The following is a 24,959-nucleotide window of genomic DNA, read 5'->3' on the forward strand; positions in this document are numbered from 1 at the left end:
CGAAATCAAATAGTGACCACTAACTTACTGGCAGGGTTGATGATGGCAAGACGCATACTGGTAGTTGAAGATGAAGCACCAATCCGTGAGATGGTGTGCTTTGTGTTGGAACAGAATGGCTACCAACCGTTAGAAGCCGAGGATTACGACAGTGCAGTCACTCGTTTGTCCGAGCCTTACCCTGATTTAGTGTTGTTGGACTGGATGTTACCTGGCGGCTCGGGTATTCAGTTTATTAAACATATGAAACGTGAAGCTCTGACCCGAGATATTCCGGTGATGATGCTGACAGCGCGTGGCGAAGAAGAAGACAGAGTGCGTGGTTTGGAAGTGGGGGCGGATGACTATATTACTAAGCCTTTTTCACCCAAAGAGCTGGTGGCGCGTATCAAAGCGGTTATGCGCCGGATATCGCCAATGGCGGTTGAAGAAGTGATTGAAATGCAAGGGTTGAGCCTTGATCCCTCCTCACATCGGGTTATGGCCAATGATCAAGCGTTGGATATGGGGCCGACCGAATTTAAATTATTGCACTTTTTCATGACTCATCCGGAGCGCGTTTACAGCCGTGAACAGTTGCTTAATTATGTTTGGGGCACTAACGTTTATGTAGAAGATCGCACCGTTGACGTGCATATTCGTCGGCTACGTAAGGCGCTGGAAATTGATGGCCATGACAGAATGGTACAAACTGTCCGGGGAACCGGATACCGTTTCTCAACGCGCTACTGAGTTTTCAGGGCCGGAGAATTCGTTGTGTTAGAACGTTTATCATGGAAAACGCTGGCTTTAGAGCTGGCTCTTTTTTGTCTGCCCGCATTACTGTTAGGTGCCTTTATCGGGTACCTTCCCTGGCTATTATTGGTCTCGGTTATTGCGGCGCTGGTGTGGAATTTCTATAACCAACTCAAATTATCTCACTGGCTGTGGTTAGACCGCAGCATGACGCCACCTTCAGGGCGTTGGAGTTGGGAGCCTTTATTTTACGGCTTGTACCAGATGCAACTGCGAAATCGCCGCCGGCGTCGTGAGTTGGCTTTACTTATCAAACGCTTTCGCAGTGGTGCTGAGTCTTTACCTGATGCGGTGGTTATGACGACCATTGATGGCAATATTTTCTGGTGTAATGGTTTGGCTCAGCAATTACTCGGCTTCCGTTGGCCGGAGGATAACGGCCAACATATTCTCAACTTGCTGCGTTATCCCGAATTCCGTCAATATTTGCAACAACAAGAATTTTCCCGCCCATTGACCCTGCAACTCAATAATGGTTATTACGTTGAGTTCCGGGTGATGCCTTATTCAGAAGGGCAATTGCTTATGGTGGCTCGTGATGTTACCCAAATGCGTCAGTTGGAAGGGGCGCGGCGTAATTTCTTTGCCAATGTGAGCCACGAACTGCGCACTCCCTTGACGGTGTTACAGGGATATCTGGAAATGATGCACGACCAAGAGTTGGTCGGGCCATTACGAGATAAAGCGCTAGGGACGATGCAAGAACAGACCAAGCGCATGGATGGGCTGGTAAAACAATTATTGACGTTATCGCGAATTGAAGCTGCACCTAATGTGGATATGAATGAGCAGGTCGATATTCCGCGCATGCTGAAAATGCTGCAACACGAAGTGCAAGCGCTGAGTAATGGGCGTCATGAGATCACCTTCCGAATTAATGAGCAATTGAAGGTATTCGGTAACGAAGATCAACTGCGCAGTGCGGTTTCCAATCTGGTTTATAATGCAGTCAATCACACCCCTGATGGCACCAAAATTGAGGTGTGCTGGCAGCAAACACCTCAAGGGGTGCAATTTCAGGTGAGTGACAATGGACCGGGTATTGGCCCTGAACATGTGCCACGCCTGACCGAGCGCTTCTATCGGGTGGACAAAGCCCGCTCAAGGCAAACCGGTGGTAGTGGCTTGGGGTTGGCAATTGTGAAGCATGCTTTGAGCCATCACGATGCGCGTTTGGATGTGATGAGTGAAATCGGTTTGGGGACGAGATTTATCTTTACCTTGCCGAATCGGTTGATTGTTCCGACGGTTTTAACCGAGAATGCAGTCAAATCCTAAGACTGTATGGATATCAAACTGATGAGATGGGGAAAACTAGCGCTGTTGCCTGCTCTGCTAGGGTTTAGCTGCGGCGTCCTGGCACTCCCTGTCGCGGTATCGCCGGCCACAGTGGTCGATGCGCCAAAGCCAGATACTCTGTCTGGTAATCTTTCCAGTGTCGGTTCTGACACTTTGGCTAACTTGATGTCTTTATGGGCTGATGATTTCAATCATCATTACCCCGGCGTTAATTTGCAAATACAGGCGGCAGGTTCCTCAACCGCTCCTGCGGCACTGGCAGCAGGGGCCGCTCAACTCGGCCCGATGAGCCGGCCAATGAAAGCGGCTGAAACCATGGCGTTTACTGAGCGTTATGGCTATCCACCACTTGCTGTCCCTGTCGCAGTGGATGCATTGGTGGTTTTTGTCCATCAGGATAATCCACTAGATAAACTAACCTTATCTCAGCTTGATGCTGTATTTTCGCAAAATCGTCGTTGCGGGGAATCCCATCGCATCCAACGTTTTGGCGAACTTGGGCTAGAAGGGCGCTGGGCTGAACGCTCGATACAGCGCTATAGCCGAAATTCTGCCTCCGGTACCTATGGCTTTTTCAAACAACTGGTGCTGTGTGGTGGTGATTTTTCAAATAATATCAATGAATTGCCTGGGTCCGCTTCCGTTGTGCAAGCTGTCGCTGGTTCACTGAATGGTATGGGTTACGCCAGCATTGGTTTTCGAAACAGTGGTGTTAAGCCATTGTCTTTGTCGGCGAACGACCAGGATTATGTGATGCCAACGGCTGAGAATGTTAAAGATGGCCGCTACCCTCTATCTCGCTATCTGTATATTTATATTAATAAAGCACCGGGCAAGCCGTTGGAGCCGTTGACTGCGGCCTTTCTTGAGCGCGTTTTGTCACCAGAAGGGCAAAAGCGCGTGACTCATGACGGCTATTTGCCCTTGCCCCCTGAGATCCTGAATCACACTCGAAAAGAGTTGGGTTTTGCCTATTAATTTGGCAGATTATTAGGGTGTATCTGCCGTAATCTGTTAACGGTTGGGTATAAATGATACAAATCATATGATGTGTATTTCTCGAAATCTGGCATGATTAACTGCTTTTTAAATATTGTATGGATGAAGACTCTGCTTTTGTGATCCCGACTTGCCTTTCTCCGCTATAAACGGTCTACTTACCGCCGTTGTTGGCCTATTCCACCTGCAAATAACTTCAAAAACACTGCATACTGACGAAATAGATTGCTTATTAACCGCCGGAGTTTGCGTTTATCAGAGCTTTGTATCGTTTCGATCACGTCGGAAAGCCACAACTTAGGACTTTTTCTTTTGATCATTTAACTAGGCAACGCACATCACTATGAGTCATCGTTTATCGTCTAAAGATATTATGGCATTGGGCTTTATGACCTTTGCCTTATTCGTTGGGGCCGGCAATATCATCTTCCCGCCGATGGTTGGTTTGCAATCGGGTGAACATGTGTGGTGGGCCGCTTTGGGCTTCCTGATTACCGCCGTTGGATTACCGGTCATTACTGTTATCGCGTTGGCTCGAGTGGGCGGCGGTATTGATGCTCTGAGTACCCCAATTGGTCGCGGTGCTGGTCTGGTACTGGCAACTGTTTGTTATCTGGCCGTTGGTCCTCTATTTGCCACCCCGCGCACTGCGACAGTTTCCTTTGAAGTCGGTATTGCGCCTTTAACGGGTGATGGCCCACTGCCGCTGTTTATTTACAGTGTGGTCTACTTTGCACTGGTTATCGGAATTTCCCTGTATCCGGGGCGTTTGCTCGACACGGTCGGGCATATTCTCGCGCCACTGAAAATTTTAGCACTGGCTATTTTAGGGATCGCGGCTTTGATTTGGCCTGCTGGTCCGCTGATTCCGGCCACTGATGCATATCAGAATGCCGCGTTTTCTTCTGGTTTCGTCAATGGCTATTTGACCATGGATACCTTGGGTGCTTTGGTGTTCGGTATCGTCATCGTCAATGCAGCGCGTTCACGTGGTGTAGTTTCTGCTGGCTTGCTGACGCGCTATACCATTTGGGCCGGTTTGATTGCCGGTATCGGTTTGACGCTGGTTTATCTGAGCTTGTTTAAGTTGGGGTCAAGCAGCGGTGGTTTGGTGCCTGATGCGCAAAATGGTGCGGTGGTATTGCATGCCTATGTTCAGCACACCTTCGGTGGTTTAGGCAGCGTGTTCCTGGCTGCATTGATTTTCATCGCCTGTATGGTGACTGCAGTGGGCCTGACTTGTGCCTGCGCTGAATTCTTTGCCCAGTATTTGCCGCTGTCATACCGTGCACTGGTATTTATCCTCGGTATCTTCTCAATGATGGTATCGAATTTGGGGCTGAGCCATCTGATTCAGATTTCCATCCCGGTGCTGACGGCTATTTACCCGCCATGCATTGTGTTGGTGCTGATGAGTTTCACTTTGCGCTGGTGGCACCATGCTCCACGTATCGTAGCTCCGGTCATGTTGGTCAGTTTATTATTCGGTATCCTTGATGCGGTAAAGGCCTCGACCTTTGCACAATATCTGCCGGAATGGACTCAGCATCTGCCATTGGCTGAGCAAGGTCTGGCATGGTTATCACCATCCCTACTGGTATTCGTCGTCGTAGGGTTGTACGATCGCCTGTGCTGTCGCCAGGTCGTTGCTGCCAAGCAATAACTGCACAGTTATCGAGTATTTTTAGCCACGGCTCATCCCCGTGGCTTTTTGCTGAAAAAAGACGGGATAAAGTTCATGGAATTACCAGTCAAAAATAAGCTGAAACGCGGCCTGACGACACGCCATATCCGTTTTATGGCATTGGGGTCAGCAATAGGTACCGGCTTATTCTATGGTTCGGCTGATGCAATAAGAATGGCGGGGCCAAGCGTATTATTGGCGTACCTGATTGGTGGTGTGGTGGCATTTATCATCATGCGCGCCTTAGGTGAAATGTCAGTTAATAACCCACAGGCCAGCTCTTTTTCTCGTTATGCGCAAGATTACCTTGGGCCAATGGCGGGCTATATCACCGGCTGGACTTATTGCTTTGAAATTCTAATTGTTGCTATTGCCGATGTGACCGCATTCGGTATCTATATGGGGGTCTGGTTTCCGGACGTGCCGCACTGGATATGGGTATTGAGTGTTGTCCTCATCATTGGTGCAGTCAATATGATGAGTGTTAAGGTGTTCGGCGAGCTGGAATTCTGGTTCTCATTCTTCAAAGTTGCCACCATCATCGTTATGATCCTGGCCGGTATTGGTATCATTGTCTGGGGTATCGGTAATGGTGGGCAGCCGACCGGTATTCATAATTTATGGACTAACGGTGGCTTCTTCAGTAACGGTTTTGTTGGCATGATCCTGTCACTGCAACTGGTGATGTTTGCTTATGGTGGGATTGAGATTATCGGGATTACTGCTGGTGAAGCAGAAGATCCGAAAAAGTCTATTCCGAAAGCCATCAACTCAGTGCCGTGGCGTATCCTGATGTTCTACGTCGGTACCCTGTTTGTCATCATGTCTATTTACCCATGGAACCAAGTGGGCACTAACGGTAGCCCGTTTGTGCTGACCTTCCAGCATATGGGGATTACTGTTGCTGCGGGGATTCTGAACTTTGTGGTTATCACTGCATCATTATCAGCCATTAACAGTGATGTGTTCGGTGTCGGCCGTATGCTTAACGGGATGGCAGAGCAGGGCCATGCGCCAAAAGCCTTTGCTGCGATTTCTAAACGCGGTGTGCCTTGGGTTACGGTGTTGGTGATGATGGGAGCCATGCTGACGGCGGTTTATCTGAACTACATTATGCCGGAAAATGTGTTCCTGGTTATCGCTTCACTCGCGACCTTTGCGACCGTCTGGGTGTGGATTATGATCCTATTTTCCCAAATTGGTTTCCGTCGCTCGTTAAGTAAAGATCAAGTGAAAGCGCTCGATTTCCCGCTGCGTGGCGGCACCTTTACTTCCGTGCTGGCTATCATTTTCCTGGTGTTTATCATTGGGCTGATTGGCTGGTTCCCAACGACTCGCGTCTCCCTGTATGTCGGGTTAGTGTGGATAGCTTTATTGCTGGTGGGATATTACTTCAAGGTAAATCATCAGAAGAAGAAGGCGAACGAGCTGAAAGTCGCAGAGTAATAAGTTAATGACAAAGCGCCCGTAGCGGTGAAAACAGGTAGATCGTAAAGACGCCGTAAACCCTTCCCTGGCGCGGACGCTTTACTCTGCTACCTGCCTTCACTTTGCAAGATCGAGTCGTTGGGGGTTGTCAGCAGTCTGAAGCCGGGGATATCCCGGCTTTGTTGTCTCTTTATTTAGCCATTCAATAGTTCTCTCCGCCCCCGACCTCATCCTCAATATTTATGCTGACAGATGAGGGGTATTCCTCCGCAACATGGCATTGTTTCTATCGACTTATTTATACAGGTGAATGTGTCGCGGCGTTAATGTCTGCACCAGATAGCCTTAACAGTAATCGTTTGGGTTAAAGCAGGAGAGTTTTATGCTGAGTGGTTGGCATCTACCGGTCGCGCCTTTTGTCCGTCTACGGGGCGATGCGTTACATATTACACTGTGGTTACATGGAGAGTGGTTGCAGGGGGATAATTTACCTGCACAAGTTTTCTTACGCTGTGAGCCGGATAATGAAGAGTGGCTGCTCACCATGAAGGGTGAACTGCACGATGGTTTCTGGCGTTATCGCGCATCATTGCCATTACATGAAGGTCAGCCAGCACGGCGCTATTGCTTCAAGTTGCTGTGGAATGATGATCAACTGTGGTTCGGCCCGTTAGGTTTTTCGATAGTTCCTCCGGCGCAATTGGCTCAGTTTGCTATCGAGCTGCCAGACAGTGGCCCTGATTGGGTTGCCGATCAGATTTTTTATCAAATTTTCCCCGATCGTTTTGCCTCGAGTTTGGGTGAACATGGTGTGAAGGATGGCAGTTATACCCATCATGCTGCTGGTTGCCCGGTATCGCGTCGTGAATGGCAGCAACCATTGGATGATGTGAATGCTGCCTCGACATTCTATGGCGGCGATTTGGTCGGTATTTGCCAAAAACTCCCCTATCTGCAACAGTTGGGTGTGACTGCACTTTATCTCAACCCGATTTTCACTGCACCCAGTGTACATAAATACGATACACAAGATTATTATCAGGTTGATCCTTACTTTGGTGGCGAAAGTGCTTTCTTGCAATTACGCAGCGCTACCCGTGATGCTGGCATGAAATTGGTGCTCGATGGTGTGTTTAACCACACCGGTGATTCCCATCATTGGTTTGATCGCCATCAGCAAGGAGAAAATGGTGCCTGTCATCATCCAGATTCACCTTATCGGGGGTGGTTTAATTTCTTCCCCGATGGCCGGGCGCTGGATTGGAAGGGTAACGCCAGCTTGCCGAAACTCAATTTCACAAGTGAAGATGTGGTTAACCAAATTTATCGCGCCGAAGACAGCGTGGTGCGCCATTGGTTAAAACCGCCTTACAGTATTGATGGCTGGCGGCTGGATGTGGTGCATATGCTGGGGGAAGAGGGCGGGGCAAAAGGGAATTTGCATCATTTGGCGGGTATTTATCAGGCGGCGAAAGAAGAAAACCCTCAGGCCTATATTCTGGGTGAGCACTTTGGCGATGCGCGAAATTGGCTCCATGCTGGAGTAGAAGATGCAGCCATGAATTATATGGGGTTTGCCCTGCCGGTACGCAGCTTCCTGGCGGGTTGTGATGTCGCTTATCATCCAATACAACTCAGCGCGGAGGATTGTGCCTATTGGATGGATGAATATCGTGCCGGATTACCTCATGGGCATCAGCTGCGTTTATTTAATCAATTGGATAGCCATGATACTGCCCGTTTTATCACTTTGCTTAATGGCGATAAAACGCGGATGCAAATGGCCTTGATATGGCTATTTAGCTGGATTGGCGTGCCCTGCTTATTTTATGGCGATGAGATTGGCCTCGATGGCGGCAATGATCCCTTCTGCCGCAAACCTTTCCCGTGGGACGAAGCATTGTGGGAGGGTGACTTGCTGAAATTGTGTCAGCGGATGGCAGCTTTACGGCACAAAAGTTTGGCACTGCGACGCGGTGGCTGCCAGGTTATTCATGCCAATGGCGATTCTCTGGTCTTTATTCGCAGTTATCAGCGTGAGCGAGTGATGGTAGCCATCCAGCGCAATCGTGCCAGCGATATCTTCTTACCCGTATCTCCTTTACTGAATGTTGCTCAGTGGCAGCGTTTAGAAGGGGGATCAGAACTGGATCTCACTGACTCAGGTGTCAATCTGCAATTGTCTGGTGAAAGTGTCACATTGTGGCGTGGTCAATCTTAGTGATTGGCCATAGTGAGCGCTAACTCAAGAGTTAGTGACGCAGTGTGGGATATTAAAAGCGGCTAAGCGCCGCTTGAGGTTAATGACAAAGTGCCCGTAACGGTGAAAACAGGCAGATCGTAAAGACGCCGTAAAATCGTCCCTGATGGCTCGACCCGCGCCCTCCCTGGCGCGGACGCTTTACTCTTCTACCTGTCTTCACCTTACAAGATCGAGTTATCGAGGTTTGTCAGCAGTCTGAAGCGGCTAAGCGCCGCTTTTTCTTTGGTTGAAATACTATGTATATAACGAGTATAGATAGTTGTCAGGTAAATTCACCGAAGGGAAAATATGATGAGCACAGCGAAAAGACAGGCATTGATAATCGGGGCCTCTCGGGGATTGGGACTGGGTTTGGTTGATGAGCTTAACCGCCGTGGCTGGTCGGTCACCGCGACCACACGCGGTGTAGCAAAAGATACTGCTGCACATGCGGCCCATTGGCTAACATTGGATATTAACCAACCGGACAGTATCAAAACATTCTTACCACAGATACAGGGCCAAACGTTTGATCTGATTTTTATTAATGCCGGTATCTCCGGGCCGGAGCATCAATCCGCGGTTGATGCCAAACCGGAAGAGATTCTCGAATTATTCCAGACCAATGCGATTTCTCCCATCCGTATTGCCCAGCTGTTGCTGGCACAGCGTAATCCTACTCACAGTGTATTAGCCTTTATGTCTTCACAACTGGGGAGTCTTGGACATAATGCTTCAGGCCATAAGCCTTTGTATTCAGCCAGTAAAGCTGCATTGAATATGATGACGCGCAATCTGGTCGCCGAGGTAGCGGACCCCTCGCTGACAGTGTTATCTATTCATCCAGGTTGGGTAAAAACAGATATGGGCGGGGATGCAGCACCACTAACAATAGCGACCAGTGTGAAAGGGGTGGTTGACCAAATAGAGCGTGCTTCCGGTAAGGGCGGTCACGGCTTTATTGATTATCAAGGGCATACTCTACCGTGGTAATCTAAGCAGATGAATTCCCCCATCGATATATTGATGGGGGATGAGTCAGATTAGTAAGCCATCACTCTCAGTAACCGATGGCGGCACCCGCTGGGCGGCGAACATCATTAGCCCCATACAAGTAACCCTCTCTCACTTTCCCTGAGACGGCAGAATCATTGCCCGAATTGGCAGGGCTGACACCCTCAACACCCGCTAATCCGACCAAAATTAACTCGGCAGCTCCCCAAGGATTCTGCTCAACCATTTTATATCCCATTGTTTTCAAGATATTAAGGCTGTCTGCGGATACCCCACGCTGCTCGTAGTAAACTTCATCGGGCAGCCATTGATGATGGATGCGTGGTGCATCTACGGCCTCTTGTGGTGCCATACCGTGGTCAATCACATTCAATGCGGTTTGCAAGGTAATGGTGATGATTCGTGAACCGCCCGGTGAACCTAATACCATAAATGTCTTACCATCTTTGGTCACCAGTGTCGGGCTCATAGACGATAGTGGGCGCTTACCGGGGGCGATAGAATTGGTTGCTCCCTGCACTAGACCATACAGGTTTTGCTCACCGACTTTGACGGTAAAATCATCCATTTCATCATTCAGGAAAAAGCCGGTACCCGGCGCAATGACGACTGCACCAAAGCGACCATTCACCGTATAGGTAGTAGAAACGGCATTGCCATCATGATCGACGATAGAATAGTGAGTTGTTTCAGGTTTCTCATGCGGCTGCATGCCCGGCTGAACTTCTACCGACGGCGTAGCCTTATTGGCGACGATTTGCTTGCGAATATCAGCGGCATAACTTTTACTCAGCAGGCGGTCAATCGGGTTTTTAACAAATTCGGGGTCGCCGAGGAACGTATTACGGTCCATATAGGCATGGCGCATCGCTTCTGTCAGCGTATGAATATAAGCGGCAGAGTTAAAGCCCATGCTCTTCAGGTCATATCCCTCAAGGACATTCAACGTCTCACATAAGGTTACGCCACCGGAGCTAGGTGGCGGAGAAGAAACGAATTTATAGCCACGGTAGCTACAGGTAATAGGGGCGGTTTCGGTGATTTTATAATTGGCAAAATCGGCAGCAGTCAAAATACCTCCGCCTTTTTTAGCTGCCGCTTCAACTGCTTGCGGTATTTTCCCCTGATAGAAAGCATCTGGCCCTTTCTCCGAGATAGCTGTCAGAGTATCAGCCAGATCAGCTTGAATCAGACGATCACCCGGTTGCAGCGCTTCGCCATTTTTACGTAGGAAAATACGAGCTGATTCAGGATCTTGGCGGAAGCGTTTAACCGTTGTGTCAAGAATATCCGTGTCAGCACGAGTTAACACAAAGCCTTCCTGTGCCAGTTTGATCGCCGGAGCCATGACTTGCTGGCGGGTTAATTTGCCGTATTTCTTTTGCGCACTGTCCATGCCCAATACAGTACCTGGAACACCGGCAGCCAGATAACCATACAAACTGGCGTCTTTGGTGACTTTGCCCTCTTTATCCAGATACATATCGGCACTGGCAGCGGCAGGGGCGGTTTCACGGAAGTTTATAAATGTGTCTGTTCCATCTGCAAGGTGAATAGTCATAAAGCCACCGCCACCAATATTGCCACAACACGGATTTACTACTGCTTGCGCATAACCCACAGCAACCGCGGCATCAACTGCATTTCCGCCCATTTTTAAAATATCGGACCCAACCTGTGAAGCCAGATACTGGGATGTCACCACCATGCCATTTTTTGCTTCTACTGCGGGTGTTGAGGCCGCATGCAGTGCTCCACTGACCAATAAAGCCAACGCAGCCAAGGGTTTGTTCCATTTTTGCAGATGCATTCTGACTCCTGTTATTACCTGCCCGCTGGGGGTTACCCAGTCATTTTTTGTCTGGCAGCTTAAAAGCGCTGCTTAGGGTGTGCGCAAAACACACGCCAGTAATAAATAATAGCAGAATTAATGTTTATGGCTGCTAATTAATTAGCGGCGAAAGGAGGCGTTGTCAGTTGTTGCCCGGCAGATGGGGTGATTTATGCTTGAGGGAAATCAAGATAAGTAAAAATAACTTATTGAAAATAAATAAGTATTCACGATCTTGATAAGATGGGAATGGAAATGATTATTATATAAACTCTGCGGCGGGTGCTTGAAGCTGTCTGCTTTGGGCATTGTTTGAATCAGTGCTGTAAGTGTCTTGGTAAAAAACAGTTGTTGTCATAAAGCAGATAGGAAAAAGCCCCGTACTGACGTTAATCAATACGAGGCTCCCTAATGCCTGGCAACATTACGCTAGCTTCTTACCTGCTGAAAGGCAAAACATGGAGGCCAAATATGCCACAAAAATATCCCCTTCTTACTTGAAATTACAGCGTTGTTAGCTGCTCTCGTTCACCCGAATCACTTACTTATGTAAGCTCATCGGGATTTACTCGTTTGCCGCCTGGCTGCAACTCCAATTACTTTGGGGATATATCAGTATTGTTGGTATGTCGTCGTTTGGTTTTATATCAGCATAAAAAAAGCCAGTCAGTGTGAACTGACTGGCTTGATACCCCTGAGCAAATCAGGAGCGGCATAAACTGTTATTACAGTTTAGAGGCGTTTTCAGACAGGTATTTAGCTACGCCATCTGGAGATGCGCCCATACCTGCTTTACCTTTTTCCCACTGAGCAGGGCAAACGTCGCCGTGTTCTTCGTGGAATTGCAGTGCGTCAACCATACGCAGCATTTCGTCAATGTTACGGCCCAGTGGCAGGTCGTTAACCACTTGGTGACGAACAACACCGTTTTTGTCGATCAGGAAAGAACCGCGCAGTGCAACACCTGCATCTGGGTGCTCAATGCCGTAGGCTTTCTGAATTTCACGTTTGATATCAGCAACCATTGGATATTTAACTTCACCAATACCGCCTTTATCGACCGGGGTTTTACGCCATGCGTTGTGTACGAATTCGGAGTCAAAAGAAACACCAACAACTTCAACGCCACGTTTCTGGAATTCTTCGTAACGGTGGTCGAAAGCGATCAACTCTGAAGGACAAACGAAAGTGAAGTCCATAGGCCAGAAGAACAGGACAGCAGGGCGGCCGTTCAGGTGTTTTTTCAGGTTGAAGTTTTCAACGATTTCGCCGCTACCAAGAACAGCAGCTGCTGTAAAATCAGGGGCTTGACGAGTTACCAGAACCATAAATTACTCCTGTTAATTAGGGATGGATTAACCAGTTGTCTTAAAAGTATCGGCACAGCATAGGTATTTAAGCGGGATGAATAAAGGGATAAATACCAATTGCTGTGATAGCTTTTACCTATTGTTACAACGATTTTTGTTTCTTAGTCTTGCTAAGATACCCATTCTTACAGAAAGCGCAAGTGACTTAGAATCAATAACCATACAATAAAGAATGTTTTAATCTAAATTTGTTTATCTTGTGCCTGTGACATCATTGCAGGATAAAAAGCCCAAAACAACTGCTCTAATGGCTGATAGTGTTGTTCTATATCGTGAAATGACCCTGCAAGTGCTGCCAGCTTTGGCCGTCGGTTAGCCATACCTTGCAACACATCAGCTATAAAGGGTAGTTCAGCGTAGCGTTCCAGCCAACGCTCTGGCCACAGATAGGCATTGAGGTTCTGAAAGCGAGCCGGTGTCAGGGGTAAATGTGGCAAAATTTGGCATTGCGCGTGCTCGATAAAATCGGGCAGCGAGCAGTCAGGCATCAGTTTATCCCAGTTGCGTGACAGAAAATGATCCCATAATACATCCAGAGTAATAGGTGCAACCCGGCGATAGTCCGCACTAAAATAGCCACGGGCCTCTTTCACTAATGGCAATGTATCAGTCATCACATCAACGCGGCGATGCATCATGATGCCAGCGACTATCTCAGGGGAGTATTCCCCTTGTGGATTACCGCGCACAAAATCGGCCAGCAAATTGCCCAATAAAGAGCTGTCTGCCAGTGTTGCAAGATGGAGGTGAGCAAGAAAATTCATGCGTTGAGTATAATGCAAATAGCCGCTAACTCTCCTTATTTCTTGCAGCCAGCCGTTCAGGGTTCTAGACTAGCCGCCTATTTTTGTGAACCTGCCCCTCATATCTGTGGGCTGGGTCTGTTCTGATATAAAGTGGAAAGCCATGCGCGTTGCCGATTTTTCTTTTGAGCTACCAGAATCTCTTATTGCCCATTACCCTCAGCCCCAGCGTAGCGGTTGCCGCTTATTGTCACTGGATGGCCCAACGGGAGCACTAACGCACGGCATTTTTACTGATTTGCTGGATAAACTGGTGCCCGGTGATCTGCTGGTATTCAATAATACGCGGGTTATTCCGGCGCGTTTATTTGGCCGCAAAGCCAGCGGCGGCAAGCTTGAAGTATTGGTCGAGCGCGTTTTGGATGATCACCGTGTTCTGGCTCATGTCAAAGCGTCAAAAGCGCCTAAACCCGGTACTGAGCTGCTGCTGGGTGACGATGAGAGCATCCATGCCACCATGCTGGCACGCCATGACACACTATTTGAGTTGCGTTTTGACGATGAGCGGGATGTTTTCACTATTTTGGATGCAGTCGGCCATATGCCTTTGCCTCCTTATATAGACCGACCTGATGAGGATGCCGATCGCGAGCTATACCAAACGGTATACAGCCAGCGCTTGGGGGCAGTGGCAGCGCCGACCGCCGGTTTACATTTTGATGAACCGATGTTGGCCGCTTTGCGGGAAAAAGGCATTGAGATGGCTTTTGTTACCTTGCATGTCGGCGCGGGTACGTTCCAGCCAGTGCGAGTCGAAACAATTGAAGATCACATCATGCATTCTGAGTATGCAGAAGTGCCGCAGGAAGTGGTTGATGCAGTTCTGGCCTGTAAGGCCCGTGGCAATAGGGTTGTTGCGGTGGGTACCACATCAGTACGTTCATTGGAAAGTGCCGCCAAGGCGAGTGATAATGGCCTGATTGCCCCTTTCTTTGGTGATACCAAAATCTTTATTTATCCGGGTTATCACTATCAGGTTGTTGATGCATTAATAACCAATTTCCACTTACCTGAATCAACATTGATAATGTTGGTTTCTGCTTTTGCTGGTTATAAAAATACTATGAATGCTTACCAGCAGGCGGTTGCAGAGCAATATCGCTTCTTCAGTTACGGTGATGCCATGTTTATCAGCCGTAACCCACAGGCAAGCACAGAAATGATATCCCTGAATAGTACGGATAATCAGTAGCTTATGCCGATCCTTTTTTTTGGGAATTATATCCCCTAAATCTGCATATGTGATTAACCCCTGAAACACCCGGAGCCAGGCGCTATCTGTCTCCGGGGTAAACGTTGGTTAATGGCCTTTGGCCGCTTCTTCAATCAACGCAATGATTTCATTGGGATGGGAAGCCAGAGAGGCATGGCTGGAGTCCAGACGAATGGTTTTCTTCGGTTTCATCCGTTCAGTAAACCACTGCTGAGTTTCTGGCGGGATCATATGGTCCTGATTGGAAATCTGATACCAACTAGGTATGGTTTTCCAGGCCGGTTCTGCCGAGGCGTCTTCAAAGCAACGGCCTGAGGTCGGCTTTTGCGCGGCAGTCATAATGATGGCTTCGTTTTTGTCTAAGTCGTGACAGAAACTTTCGTGGAATTTTTCTCGCTTAATCCAAAGAAAACCATCCGAGTCTGGAACAAGATTGGCCGCCCCCAAAGGGGGGGCGCGGAGTTGGAAAATACTGCCAAGGCTTTCGCCTTTATCCGGTGCAAAAGCGGCAACAAAGACCAGCCCAACCACATGAGGCAAGTCACCAAGTTGGGAAATCACCATCCCCCCATAAGAATGACCAACCAAAATGGTGGGGCCTTCCAATGAAGCTGCCAGCTTTTTTGTTCGTTCCACGTCATCTGCCAATGATGTCAGTGGGTTTTGTACTGCGTATACCGGATAATTTTTGTTGTGTAGCGTAGGAATAACATGACGCCAGTGAGAACCGTCGCCCCATGCGCCGTGTACTAATAGGATATTCGGTTTTTTTGTCATTTATTGCCCCGTATTATCAGCAGGAATAATGAGAATAGGGTAGTGGACAGGTGGATATCTACGGTGCCACAGATTCATGAAAAGTATAGTTCAGGTATAACTTTTTATGGAAATATCGACCTATTCCCGCGGTTAATGTTATCCACCAAGACGACAAAGTATTATCGATAAAGTGGCACACAAAATTATAGAATTGCGCATATAACGATAAGTGCTACTTAAGCCGTCTGGCTTGTGTCGCGGGTTAGTCAGTTGCTATCATGCGCTCCTTTTAATCACGCACCAGACTGTTTCTCTGATGCTGGAGGTTATGTGAAGTACGAATTACAAAAAACTGATGGGCGCGCCCGTCGTGGCCGTCTGGTATTTGAACGCGGTGTCGTAGAGACCCCGGCATTTATGCCGGTTGGTACCTACGGCACAGTAAAAGGGATGACCCCGGAAGAGGTCAAAGAAACCGGCGCACAAATCCTGCTGGGGAACACTTTCCATCTTTGGTTGCGCCCTGGTCAGGAAATTATGAAGCTGCACGGCGACTTGCATGATTTTATGCAGTGGCACGGCCCTATCCTGACTGACTCAGGCGGCTTCCAGGTATTCAGCTTAGGGGCGATGCGCAAAATCAAAGAAGAAGGGGTGACTTTCCAGAATCCGATCAATGGAGACAAAGTTTTCCTTAGTCCGGAAAAGTCGATGGAAATTCAGTACGATCTCGGTTCTGATATCGTGATGATTTTCGACGAATGCACTCCCTACCCAGCTGATTGGGATTATGCGAAACGTTCGATGGAAATGTCATTGCGTTGGGCCAAACGTAGTCGCGACCGCTTTGATGAATTGAACAATAAAAATGCTTTATTCGGTATTATTCAGGGTGGCGTTTACGAAGATTTACGTGATGTATCGGTAAAAGGGCTGGTAGATATCGGTTTTGATGGTTACGCTGTGGGCGGCTTGGCGGTAGGTGAGCCAAAAGAAGATATGCACCGTATTTTGGAACATGTCTGCCCGCAGATTCCAGCAGATAAACCACGCTATTTGATGGGCGTTGGGAAACCTGAGGATTTGGTCGAGGGTGTACGTCGTGGCATCGACATGTTTGACTGCGTTATGCCAACACGTAATGCTCGTAACGGCCATTTGTTTGTCACTGACGGAGTGGTAAAAATCCGTAATGCCAAACACAAGAGTGATACAGCAACGCTGGACGAGCATTGTGATTGCTACACTTGTCGCAATTATAGCCGTGCCTACTTGCATCATCTTGACCGTTGCAACGAAATACTGGGCGCACGCCTGAATACCATTCATAACCTGCGTTACTATCAACGCTTAATGGCGGGTTTACGTCAGGCTATTGAAGAAGGTAAATTAGAGAGCTTCGTTGAAGATTTCTATGGTCGGATAGGAAAGCCTGTTCCACCACTATCTCCACAATTAAGTGATTGATTTTAAAATTATTGCCTTTGCAATTATGGGCTAAACGGTTAGGATTTTGCGGTTGCTGATTTTAACACACTGATTTCACACTATTGATATTGATAACAATGAGGGAATTTTAATGAGTCTTTTCATTTCCGATGCTGTCGCATCCGCTGGGGCTCCGGCTCAAAGCAGCCCGTACTCTCTGGTGATTATGCTGGTGGTATTTGGTCTGATTTTTTACTTCATGATCTTGCGTCCACAGCAAAAACGTGCCAAAGAACACAAAAAACTGATGGATTCTATTGGTAAAGGTGATGAAGTGCTGACCACTGGTGGTTTACTTGGTCGTGTTACTAAAGTTGCGGAAACTGGTTATATCGTTATCGCACTGAACGACACCACTGAAGTGATGATCAAACGTGACTTCGTTGCTGCCGTTTTACCGAAAGGTACAATGAAAGCTCTGTAATTTTCGATTTTCCCGAAGGGAATTGCCGTGTTAAACCGTTATCCTTTGTGGAAGTATCTGATGTTGATCGTGGTGATCTTCGTCGGTCTGCTATACGCACTTCCCAACCTTTATGGTGAGGATCCGGCTGTTCAAATCACTGGTGCGCGAGGAATCGCCGCCAGTGAAACAACGCTGGTCCAAGTCCGTGACGTTTTAGAAAAAGACAACATAGCGAGCAAGTCTATTGCACTGGAAAATGGTGCAATCTTGGCTCGCTTTAGAGATCCTGACGTCCAGCTGCGCGCTCGTGAAGCACTGATGGCTGCGATGGGGGACAAATACGTAATCGCGCTGAACCTTGCTCCAGCAACCCCTTCGTGGCTTGCAAAATTGGGTGCAGAGCCGATGAAGCTTGGTCTTGACCTGCGTGGTGGTGTGCACTTCTTGATGGAAGTGGATATGGACACTGCGCTTGGCAAGTTACAAGAGCAAACGATGGATACTCTGCGCAGTGATTTGCGTGAGAAAAATATCCCGTATGCGACGGTGCGTAAACTGGATAATTATGGTGTTGAAGTGCGTTTCCGCGATGATAAAACTCGCGATGATGCTATCAGCTACCTTTCTCCTCGCCACCGTGATCTGGTGATTGGCTCCAATGGCAGCAATACCTTAAAAGCTGTGATGAGTGATGACCGTCTGCGGGAAGCGCGCGAATATGCCGTTCAGCAAAACATTACTATTCTGCGTAACCGGGTTAACCAATTAGGTGTAGCCGAGCCGTTGGTTCAGCGCCAGGGTTCAGATCGTATTGTCGTTGAGTTGCCGGGTATTCAGGATACTGCACGTGCCAAAGAGATTCTTGGTGCGACGGCAACACTTGAGTTCCGTTTGGTCAATAGCAATGTTGATGCTTCTGTTGCTGCCTCCGGTCGTGTACCGGGCGATTCTGAAGTCAAAAACACGCGTGAAGGCCGCCCGGTTGTCTTGTACAAGCGCGTTATCCTGACCGGTGACCATATTACCGACTCCACTTCCAGCACTGACGAATATAACCAGGCTCAGGTTAATATCTCGCTCGATAGCGCCGGTGGTTCTGCTATGTCTAATTTTACCAAAGACAATATCGGCAAGCCGATGGCGACTTTGTTTGTAGAATATAAAGACAGCGGTAAAAAAGATGCTAATGGCCGAGCGGTTCTGGTTAAGCAGGAAGAAGTTATCAACGTCGCGACCATCCAGTCTCGCTTGGGTAACAGTTTCCGCATTACCGGTATTGATAATCCGGCTGAAGCTCGTCAGCTTTCTCTATTGCTGCGTGCTGGTGCATTAATTGCACCTATCCAGATTGTGGAAGAACGCACTATTGGGCCAACTTTGGGTTCTCAGAATATTACCCAAGGTTTGGAAGCTTGCTTGTGGGGCTTGGCGGTTTCTATCCTGTTTATGGTGATTTACTACCGTAAATTTGGGGTGATTGCCAGTACTGCGCTGTTGGCGAACCTGGTGTTGATTGTGGGCGTGATGTCTCTGTTACCGGGGGCGACATTAACCATGCCGGGTATTGCCGGGATAGTGTTGACCCTGGCGGTAGCAGTTGATGCTAACGTTCTGATTAACGAGCGAATAAAAGAAGAGTACAAGAACGGGCGGACGATTCAGCAAGCGATTCATGAGGGGTACAAAGGTGCTTTCTCAAGTATCGTCGATGCGAACGTAACGACACTTATCACAGCCATTATTCTTTATGCTGTGGGTACCGGTTCGATTAAAGGCTTTGCCATTACAACGGCAATCGGTGTTGTAACGTCAATGTTCACCGCAATAGTCGGTACTCGTGCCATCGTCAACCTGCTTTACGGCGGCAAGCGCATTAACAAGCTGTCTATTTGAGGAGTACGTTGTGGCACAGGATTATACTGTTGAACAACTGAACTATGGCCGTAAAGTCTATGACTTTATGCGCTGGGATTATGTTGCTTTCGGCGTCTCATTGCTGTTGTTAGTGGCATCCATTGTAGTGATGTCCACTAAAGGGTTTAACTGGGGTCTGGATTTCACCGGTGGTACGGTGATTGAAATTTCCCTGGAGAAACCTGCGGATCTGGACCAACTGCGTGACACATTGGAAGCCGCGGGCTTTGAATCGCCAATTCTGCAAAACTTTGGTAGCACCCGTGATGTGATGGTTCGTATGCCACCCGCCACCGGAACTGCCGGGCAGGAATTGGGCAACAAAGTCATCTCTGTTATTAATGAGTCGGTTGATAAGAATGCATCGGTAAAACGTATTGAATTCGTCGGACCAAGTGTGGGTAGTGATTTAGCCCAAGCAGGCGGCATGGCGTTGATAGTCGCGTTACTGTGTATTCTGGTTTATGTCGGTTTCCGTTTTGAATGGCGTCTGGCGCTGGGAGCGGTTATCGCCTTGGCGCATGACGTGGTTATTACCATGGGGATCTTGTCGTTATTCCATATCGAGATTGACCTAACCATCGTCGCTTCATTGATGTCGGTTATTGGTTACTCACTTAACGACAGTATCGTGGTATCAGACCGTATTCGTGAGAACTTCCGCAAGATTCGCCGCGGTACACCTTACGAAATCATGAACGTGTCTCTGACTCAGACCTTAAGCCGTACTATCATGACCTCTGCAACCACACTGATGGTGGTATTGATGCTGTTTATCTTCGGTGGTGCGATGCTGCAAGGCTTCTCACTGACGATGCTGATCGGTGTATCCATCGGTACAGTTTCATCCATCTACGTCGCGTCCGCGCTGGCGTTGAAACTGGGTATGAAACGTGAGCATATGTTACAGCAGAAAGTCGAGAAAGAGGGCGCAGATCAGCCTTCAATCCTGCCTTAAGTCGTAAACGATAGAACGAAAATAAGCCCTGATACCGGTATATAGCGGTATCGGGGCTTTTTTTCGACCTTCTCAATGTGTTATCGCCCGATTGTAAAGTTTGGTTAGAACTGCAAAAGGAGTGGTTGAAGCCTTTTGATTCGAAACCTGCTGCATCAAACTCACCATAGCTTAATCAACATAAACTGCCGCTTCCACCCTTTGTTGTCGCGGCAGTTCGCGGTAAACTGTCGCTAAGTTTAAGCTCACCTATCAGGAAGCGCTATGCATTGCCCGTTTTGTGCCGCTGTGGATACCAAAGTCATTGACTCCCGTCTGGTGAGCGATGGTTCGCAAGTGCGCCGTCGCCGCCAGTGTTTAGATTGTAATGAACGCTTTACCACTTTCGAAGTGGCTGAACTGGTGTTACCGCGCGTGATTAAAAGTGATGATGTACGCGAACCCTTTAATGAAGAAAAATTACGCCGTGGCATGCTAAAAGCATTGGAAAAACGGCCGGTCAGCTCAGATGATGTTGAAACGGCAATCAGTCACATTAAATCTCAGTTACGCGCCACCGGCGAGCGCGAAGTGCCCACCAAGATGGTTGGTAATCTGGTGATGGAAGCACTGAAGCGCCTGGATAAAGTGGCCTATATCCGCTTTGCTTCGGTGTATCGCAGTTTTGAAGATATCCGCGAATTCGGCGAAGAAATTGCCCGCTTGCAGGATTAATCAACATAGTCGTCAAAGCCGTTAGCCCCCAGCTAATTACCACAGCATAAAAGTAAGGAAAGCCATGCAGCCCGATGAATTCTATATGGCCCGTGCCTTTGAGTTGGCGCGGCTAGGGCGTTTTACTACGTCACCGAACCCCAATGTCGGGTGTGTGCTGGTGCGCGATGGCGAGATTGTCGGTGAGGGCTATCATTTGCGTGCTGGCGAACCTCATGCCGAGGTGCATGCTTTACGGATGGCGGGTGAAAAAGCGCGTGGCGCTACCGCCTATGTCACCCTTGAGCCATGTAGCCACCACGGGCGTACGCCGCCATGTGCTGATGCTTTGCTTACTGCCGGTGTAAAACGCGTGGTAGCCGCGATGCAGGATCCTAATCCGCAAGTTGCCGGGCGCGGGTTATATAAATTAAAACAGGCTGGGGTTGAAGTTGACCACGGTTTGATGCTGGCGGAAGCCGAAGCGGTTAATCTCGGCTTCTTGAAACGGATGCGCACGGGTTTTCCTTATCTGCAATTGAAAATGGCTGCATCCCTGGATGGTCGCACCGCAATGGCCTCGGGTGAAAGCCAGTGGATTACCTCGCCACAAGCGCGTCAGGATGTGCAGCGTTTTCGGGCGCAAAGCTCTGCTATCCTTAGCACCAGTGCCACCGTATTGGCTGATGATCCTGCGCTAACCGTGCGCTGGCAGGAGCTGGATGCACAAACCCAGGCGCTGTACCCTCAAGATGCACTGCGCCAGCCGGTTCGAATTATTGTCGATAGCCATAACCGCGTGACGCCACAGCATAAAGTCATTCAGCAAGACGGCCCGTGTTGGTTAGCTCGAGTTGAGGCAGATGAGCAGTCATGGCCTAACAATGTCGAGCAATTGTTGCTACCACGTCATGGCAATGGGGTAGATTTAGTCTTATTAATGATGCAATTAGGTAAGCGGCAAATTAATTCTGTTTGGGTTGAAGCCGGGCCACAATTTGCGGGCGCGCTTTTGCAGGCGGGTGTGGTTGATGAGCTAATTCTGTATATTGCGCCAAAATTGTTAGGCAGCGATGCCCGTGGGTTATGCCAGTTGACTGGGTTAACGCAACTAAGTGATGCCCCTGAATTCGTATTTAGCGAGGTTCGTCAGGTGGGGCCAGACTTACGACTGCGCTTGAAACCGAAGTATTAATGAAATTATCTGGCAGGGATTCCCTCTGCTAATCATAGTCTTGCCAGTGTTTTACAAATGCGCAGGGGCAGGGCGTGAAAGAATATGATAGAATCCGCCCCCCTGCGGGGTATGAACCCATATTGAGGAAAGCTATGAACGTTATCGAAGGTGTTGTTGCTACTCCTAATGCCCGCGTGGCGATTGCAATCGCGCGTTTTAACAACTTTATCAACGACAGCCTGCTGGAAGGTGCCATTGATGCCCTGAAACGCATTGGCCAGGTAACGGATGACAACATCACTGTTGTTTGGGTTCCGGGTGCTTATGAATTGCCGCTGGTTGCTAATGTGTTAGCAAAAACAAATCGTTACGATGCGGTGATTGCGCTGGGTACGGTTATCCGTGGGGGCACTGCGCACTTTGAATATGTTGCTGGTGAAGCGAGTTCTGGCTTATCAAGTGTAGCTATGAACAGCGATATTCCAGTAGCTTTCGGTGTGCTGACCACAGAAAGTATTGAGCAGGCAATTGAGCGTGCCGGTACTAAAGCAGGTAATAAAGGTGCAGAAGCTGCCCTGACCGCGCTTGAAATGATTAATGTAATCAAAGCTATTAAAGGCTGAATTTAGTTAAGTTAAGGGGAATTCCGTGAAACCTGCTGCTCGTCGCCGCGCTCGTGAGTGCGCTGTTCAAGCGCTCTACTCTTGGCAGTTGTCTAAAAACGACATCGCTGATGTTGAATTACAGTTCCTGTCTGAGCAGGATGTCAAAGATGTAGACATCGCCTATTTTCGCGAATTGCTGTCTGGGGTTGCCGTTAACGCAGCATCTCTGGATGCGCTAATGGCGCCTGTTCTTTCTCGCCAGCTCGAAGAATTAGGTCAGGTTGAAAGAGCCGTTCTGCGTATTGCGCTGTTTGAACTGAGCAAACGTGATGATGTCCCTTATAAAGTGGCGATCAATGAAGCGATTGAACTTGCCAAAACGTTCGGTGCTGCTGATAGCCATAAGTTCGTCAACGGGGTGCTGGATAAAGTCGCTCCGACGGTACGTAAGCGAAAGTAACTCGTTACATTAACGACTTGAATTGGGGCCGGTTTCCGGCCTTAATTTATTGATCAGTTAACATTTCTGGAATTGTATTATGGCATGTGGCGAATTTGACCTCATTGCCCGCTACTTTGACCGGTTCAGAAGTAATCGCCGGGATGTAGAACTGGGTATTGGAGACGACTGCGCACTTCTTACAGTGGCAGAGAAACAGCTGTTGGCCATCAGTACAGATACGCTGGTGTCTGGTGTTCATTTCCTTCCGGATATCGATCCGGCCGATCTCGGATACAAATCTTTAGCGGTAAACCTTAGCGATTTAGCGGCTATGGGTGCCGATCCTGCCTGGTTATCTCTCGCACTGACCCTTCCTAATGTCAATGAAGACTGGCTGCAATCATTCAGTGATAGCTTGTTTGATCAGCTTAATTATTATGGCATGCAATTGATTGGTGGTGACACCACCCGTGGGCCATTGAGTCTGACGTTAACCATCCAAGGTTTAGTCCCAGAAGGGCGAGCATTGAAGCGGGCTGGTGCTCGGATCGGTGACTGGATCTATGTGACAGGTACCTTGGGTGACAGTGCAGCTGGTTTGGCTATTTTGCAAAATGGGCTGCGGGTTGATGATGAGGCTGACAGAGAGGCGCTCATTCATCGCCATTTGCGGCCACAACCCCGAGTCCTACAGGGGCAGGCTTTGCGCGACCTTGCCAGCTCTGCCATTGATATCTCCGATGGCTTGATTTCTGACTTACAACATATCCTCAAAGCCAGTGGTTGCGGTGCCCGTATCGAATTGGATGCTTTGCCCTATTCGGATGCACTCAAAAATCAGGTAGATGCTGAACAAGCTTTACGCTGGGCGCTGAGCGGTGGTGAAGACTATGAATTGTGCTTTACCGTGCCGGAAATAAACCGCGGTGCACTGAAGGTTGCATTGAGTCACACTGGGGCCAGCTATACTTGTATTGGTCAGATTGGCCCACAATCGGAAGGGGTTAAATTCTTCCGTGAAGGTAAGGCGGTTGAGATGAATTTACGAGGTTTCGACCATTTCTCGGCAGGTAAATCTCATGGATGAAGCCAAGCGTCGTCTGCGGTTATCTAATCCGTGGCACTTATTGGCAACCGGTTTTGGCAGCGGATTATCGCCGTGGGCACCAGGCACCATGGGATCAATTGCAGCCATTCCTTTCTGGTTGTTATTGATTCAGTTACCCTGGCAACTCTATTCTCTGGCGGTGATGTTTAGCATCTGTATTGGTGTCTATATCTGCCATCGCACCGCCAAAGATATGCAAGTTCATGACCACGGCAGTATCGTTTGGGATGAATTTGTCGGAATGTGGATTACCTTGATGGCATTGCCGGTCAATGATTGGCAATGGGTCGCTGGTGGTTTTGTGGCATTCCGCATTTTTGATATCTGGAAGCCTTGGCCGATCCGCTGGTTTGATCGTAACGTTCACGGCGGCATGGGGATCATGGTGGATGACATTATCGCCGGGGTGGTTGCGGCGGCAATTATTTTTGTCGTGGGGCACTACTGGCCAATCGATTTGTTCTACTGATACCCGTCATCTTTCAAATTGCAGGTGTGTTGGCTGCGTTCTCTTACCCGAATCACTGACTTATGTCAGCTCATCGGGATGCACTTACTTGCCGCCTTCCTGCACCTTGAAATCTATAGGGTATATGTGTGGTCATCTTTCAAATTGCAGGTGTGTTGGCTGCGTTCTCTTACCCGAATCACTGACTCATGTCAGCTCATCGGGATGCGCTGACTTGCCGCCTTCCTGCAGCTTGAAATCTATAGGGTATATGTGTGGTTAT

Annotated in this window: 23 protein-coding genes; 18 read left to right on the top strand and 5 right to left on the bottom strand. The window is 48.6% G+C overall.

The window, feature by feature from the left end; genetic code table 11:
* Positions 1 to 42 precede the first annotated feature (42 nt).
* The 6 genes from phoB (at position 43) to malZ (ending at position 8,426) form a co-directional block, all read left to right on the top strand.
* Positions 43 to 732 carry a phosphate response regulator transcription factor PhoB gene (gene phoB / locus FGL26_RS20785; protein WP_005160580.1) on the top strand — a complete coding sequence of 230 codons (690 nt, stop codon included), beginning with the start codon at positions 43 to 45 and terminating at the stop codon, positions 730 to 732.
* Between the two features lie 24 nt (positions 733 to 756).
* Positions 757 to 2,073: a phosphate regulon sensor histidine kinase PhoR gene (gene phoR, locus FGL26_RS20790; RefSeq protein WP_138060272.1), complete on the top strand. Its 1,317-nt coding sequence runs from the start codon at positions 757 to 759 to the stop codon at positions 2,071 to 2,073.
* A gap of 21 nt (positions 2,074 to 2,094) precedes the next feature.
* Positions 2,095 to 3,072 (top strand): PstS family phosphate ABC transporter substrate-binding protein, encoded by a 978-nt coding sequence (locus tag FGL26_RS20795; protein WP_005167570.1) that lies wholly within the window; start codon positions 2,095 to 2,097, stop codon positions 3,070 to 3,072.
* A 364-nt stretch (positions 3,073 to 3,436) separates the two neighbouring features.
* Positions 3,437 to 4,756: a branched-chain amino acid transport system II carrier protein gene (brnQ, locus tag FGL26_RS20800; protein WP_005167571.1), complete on the top strand. Its 1,320-nt coding sequence runs from the start codon at positions 3,437 to 3,439 to the stop codon at positions 4,754 to 4,756.
* A 75-nt stretch (positions 4,757 to 4,831) separates the two neighbouring features.
* Positions 4,832 to 6,223 carry a proline-specific permease ProY gene (proY, locus tag FGL26_RS20805; protein WP_005167572.1) on the top strand — a complete coding sequence of 464 codons (1,392 nt, stop codon included), beginning with the start codon at positions 4,832 to 4,834 and terminating at the stop codon, positions 6,221 to 6,223.
* 364 nt (positions 6,224 to 6,587) lie between these two features.
* Positions 6,588 to 8,426, top strand: a complete 1,839-nt coding sequence (gene malZ / locus FGL26_RS20810; RefSeq protein WP_005167573.1) for a maltodextrin glucosidase — start codon at positions 6,588 to 6,590, stop codon at positions 8,424 to 8,426.
* A 24-nt stretch (positions 8,427 to 8,450) separates the two neighbouring features.
* Here malZ and FGL26_RS21985 read toward each other — a convergent pair whose 3' ends face one another.
* A complete protein-coding gene (locus tag FGL26_RS21985; RefSeq protein ID WP_100219638.1) occupies positions 8,451 to 8,573 on the bottom strand; it encodes a gluconate 5-dehydrogenase in 123 nt (40 codons plus the stop codon).
* A gap of 186 nt (positions 8,574 to 8,759) precedes the next feature.
* Here FGL26_RS21985 and FGL26_RS20820 point away from each other — a divergent pair, with 186 nt between their 5' ends.
* Positions 8,760 to 9,440 (top strand): SDR family oxidoreductase, encoded by a 681-nt coding sequence (locus FGL26_RS20820; protein WP_005167574.1) that lies wholly within the window; start codon positions 8,760 to 8,762, stop codon positions 9,438 to 9,440.
* A 67-nt stretch (positions 9,441 to 9,507) separates the two neighbouring features.
* Here FGL26_RS20820 and ggt read toward each other — a convergent pair whose 3' ends face one another.
* From ggt to FGL26_RS20835, 3 genes are all read right to left on the bottom strand, one after another.
* Positions 9,508 to 11,271, bottom strand: coding sequence for a gamma-glutamyltransferase (gene ggt, locus FGL26_RS20825; RefSeq protein ID WP_005167575.1), 1,764 nt, complete (start codon positions 11,269 to 11,271; stop codon positions 9,508 to 9,510).
* A gap of 746 nt (positions 11,272 to 12,017) precedes the next feature.
* Positions 12,018 to 12,620 carry a peroxiredoxin C gene (locus tag FGL26_RS20830; protein WP_004707520.1) on the bottom strand — a complete coding sequence of 201 codons (603 nt, stop codon included), beginning with the start codon at positions 12,618 to 12,620 and terminating at the stop codon, positions 12,018 to 12,020.
* Between the two features lie 224 nt (positions 12,621 to 12,844).
* On the bottom strand, positions 12,845 to 13,426 hold the full coding sequence (locus FGL26_RS20835; RefSeq protein ID WP_005167576.1) for an acyl carrier protein phosphodiesterase: 582 nt from the start codon (positions 13,424 to 13,426) through the stop codon (positions 12,845 to 12,847).
* A gap of 142 nt (positions 13,427 to 13,568) precedes the next feature.
* Here FGL26_RS20835 and queA point away from each other — a divergent pair, with 142 nt between their 5' ends.
* The gene (gene queA / locus FGL26_RS20840) at positions 13,569 to 14,657 is read left to right on the top strand and encodes a tRNA preQ1(34) S-adenosylmethionine ribosyltransferase-isomerase QueA (RefSeq protein ID WP_005167578.1); all 1,089 of its coding nucleotides are present in this window, start codon (positions 13,569 to 13,571) and stop codon (positions 14,655 to 14,657) included.
* Between the two features lie 108 nt (positions 14,658 to 14,765).
* On the opposite strand, the gene FGL26_RS20845 is transcribed toward queA, so the two are convergent.
* The gene (locus FGL26_RS20845; protein WP_005167580.1) at positions 14,766 to 15,455 is read right to left on the bottom strand and encodes an alpha/beta hydrolase; all 690 of its coding nucleotides are present in this window, start codon (positions 15,453 to 15,455) and stop codon (positions 14,766 to 14,768) included.
* A gap of 312 nt (positions 15,456 to 15,767) precedes the next feature.
* Between FGL26_RS20845 and tgt the strand changes: the two genes are divergently transcribed.
* The 10 genes from tgt to pgpA all read left to right on the top strand — a co-directional run bounded on the left by tgt (position 15,768) and on the right by pgpA (position 24,697).
* The gene (gene tgt, locus FGL26_RS20850) at positions 15,768 to 16,904 is read left to right on the top strand and encodes a tRNA guanosine(34) transglycosylase Tgt (protein WP_005166606.1); all 1,137 of its coding nucleotides are present in this window, start codon (positions 15,768 to 15,770) and stop codon (positions 16,902 to 16,904) included.
* 112 nt (positions 16,905 to 17,016) lie between these two features.
* Positions 17,017 to 17,349, top strand: coding sequence for a preprotein translocase subunit YajC (yajC, locus tag FGL26_RS20855; protein WP_005166605.1), 333 nt, complete (start codon positions 17,017 to 17,019; stop codon positions 17,347 to 17,349).
* 27 nt (positions 17,350 to 17,376) lie between these two features.
* The gene (gene secD, locus FGL26_RS20860) at positions 17,377 to 19,224 is read left to right on the top strand and encodes a protein translocase subunit SecD (protein ID WP_005167583.1); all 1,848 of its coding nucleotides are present in this window, start codon (positions 17,377 to 17,379) and stop codon (positions 19,222 to 19,224) included.
* 10 nt (positions 19,225 to 19,234) lie between these two features.
* Positions 19,235 to 20,203 (top strand): protein translocase subunit SecF, encoded by a 969-nt coding sequence (secF, locus tag FGL26_RS20865; RefSeq protein ID WP_005167586.1) that lies wholly within the window; start codon positions 19,235 to 19,237, stop codon positions 20,201 to 20,203.
* Positions 20,204 to 20,467: 264 nt separating this feature from the next.
* Positions 20,468 to 20,917: a transcriptional regulator NrdR gene (nrdR, locus tag FGL26_RS20870; protein ID WP_004716459.1), complete on the top strand. Its 450-nt coding sequence runs from the start codon at positions 20,468 to 20,470 to the stop codon at positions 20,915 to 20,917.
* A 64-nt stretch (positions 20,918 to 20,981) separates the two neighbouring features.
* A complete protein-coding gene (gene ribD / locus FGL26_RS20875; RefSeq protein ID WP_005167588.1) occupies positions 20,982 to 22,091 on the top strand; it encodes a bifunctional diaminohydroxyphosphoribosylaminopyrimidine deaminase/5-amino-6-(5-phosphoribosylamino)uracil reductase RibD in 1,110 nt (369 codons plus the stop codon).
* Between the two features lie 134 nt (positions 22,092 to 22,225).
* Entirely contained in the window at positions 22,226 to 22,696 is a 471-nt protein-coding gene (gene ribH, locus FGL26_RS20880; protein ID WP_005166502.1) for a 6,7-dimethyl-8-ribityllumazine synthase, read from the top strand.
* A gap of 25 nt (positions 22,697 to 22,721) precedes the next feature.
* A complete protein-coding gene (gene nusB, locus FGL26_RS20885; protein ID WP_005166503.1) occupies positions 22,722 to 23,138 on the top strand; it encodes a transcription antitermination factor NusB in 417 nt (138 codons plus the stop codon).
* 79 nt (positions 23,139 to 23,217) lie between these two features.
* Entirely contained in the window at positions 23,218 to 24,207 is a 990-nt protein-coding gene (thiL, locus tag FGL26_RS20890; protein WP_005167590.1) for a thiamine-phosphate kinase, read from the top strand.
* On the top strand, positions 24,200 to 24,697 hold the full coding sequence (gene pgpA / locus FGL26_RS20895; protein ID WP_005167592.1) for a phosphatidylglycerophosphatase A: 498 nt from the start codon (positions 24,200 to 24,202) through the stop codon (positions 24,695 to 24,697). Before thiL ends, pgpA begins: the two co-directional genes overlap by 8 nt.
* Positions 24,698 to 24,959: the final 262 nt, after the last annotated feature.

This window comes from Yersinia enterocolitica subsp. enterocolitica (genome assembly GCF_901472495.1).
Classification (GTDB): domain Bacteria; phylum Pseudomonadota; class Gammaproteobacteria; order Enterobacterales; family Enterobacteriaceae; genus Yersinia; species Yersinia enterocolitica.

What these genes read in the sequence shown, in the direction of transcription:
- queA (WP_005167578.1), top strand. Translation starts at nt 13,569, where the DNA reads ATGCGCGTTGCCGATTTTTCTTTTGAGCTACCAGAATCTCTTATTGCC.
- FGL26_RS20835 (WP_005167576.1), bottom strand. Translation starts at nt 13,426, where the DNA reads ATGAATTTTCTTGCTCACCTCCATCTTGCAACACTGGCAGACAGCTCT.
- proY (WP_005167572.1), top strand. Translation starts at nt 4,832, where the DNA reads ATGGAATTACCAGTCAAAAATAAGCTGAAACGCGGCCTGACGACACGC.
- ggt (WP_005167575.1), bottom strand. Translation starts at nt 11,271, where the DNA reads ATGCATCTGCAAAAATGGAACAAACCCTTGGCTGCGTTGGCTTTATTG.
- pgpA (WP_005167592.1), top strand. Translation starts at nt 24,200, where the DNA reads ATGGATGAAGCCAAGCGTCGTCTGCGGTTATCTAATCCGTGGCACTTA.
- malZ (WP_005167573.1), top strand. Translation starts at nt 6,588, where the DNA reads ATGCTGAGTGGTTGGCATCTACCGGTCGCGCCTTTTGTCCGTCTACGG.
- FGL26_RS20830 (WP_004707520.1), bottom strand. Translation starts at nt 12,620, where the DNA reads ATGGTTCTGGTAACTCGTCAAGCCCCTGATTTTACAGCAGCTGCTGTT.
- ribH (WP_005166502.1), top strand. Translation starts at nt 22,226, where the DNA reads ATGAACGTTATCGAAGGTGTTGTTGCTACTCCTAATGCCCGCGTGGCG.
- yajC (WP_005166605.1), top strand. Translation starts at nt 17,017, where the DNA reads ATGAGTCTTTTCATTTCCGATGCTGTCGCATCCGCTGGGGCTCCGGCT.
- nrdR (WP_004716459.1), top strand. Translation starts at nt 20,468, where the DNA reads ATGCATTGCCCGTTTTGTGCCGCTGTGGATACCAAAGTCATTGACTCC.
- FGL26_RS20795 (WP_005167570.1), top strand. Translation starts at nt 2,095, where the DNA reads ATGAGATGGGGAAAACTAGCGCTGTTGCCTGCTCTGCTAGGGTTTAGC.
- FGL26_RS20845 (WP_005167580.1), bottom strand. Translation starts at nt 15,455, where the DNA reads ATGACAAAAAAACCGAATATCCTATTAGTACACGGCGCATGGGGCGAC.
- ribD (WP_005167588.1), top strand. Translation starts at nt 20,982, where the DNA reads ATGCAGCCCGATGAATTCTATATGGCCCGTGCCTTTGAGTTGGCGCGG.
- brnQ (WP_005167571.1), top strand. Translation starts at nt 3,437, where the DNA reads ATGAGTCATCGTTTATCGTCTAAAGATATTATGGCATTGGGCTTTATG.
- phoB (WP_005160580.1), top strand. Translation starts at nt 43, where the DNA reads ATGGCAAGACGCATACTGGTAGTTGAAGATGAAGCACCAATCCGTGAG.
- FGL26_RS20820 (WP_005167574.1), top strand. Translation starts at nt 8,760, where the DNA reads ATGAGCACAGCGAAAAGACAGGCATTGATAATCGGGGCCTCTCGGGGA.
- thiL (WP_005167590.1), top strand. Translation starts at nt 23,218, where the DNA reads ATGGCATGTGGCGAATTTGACCTCATTGCCCGCTACTTTGACCGGTTC.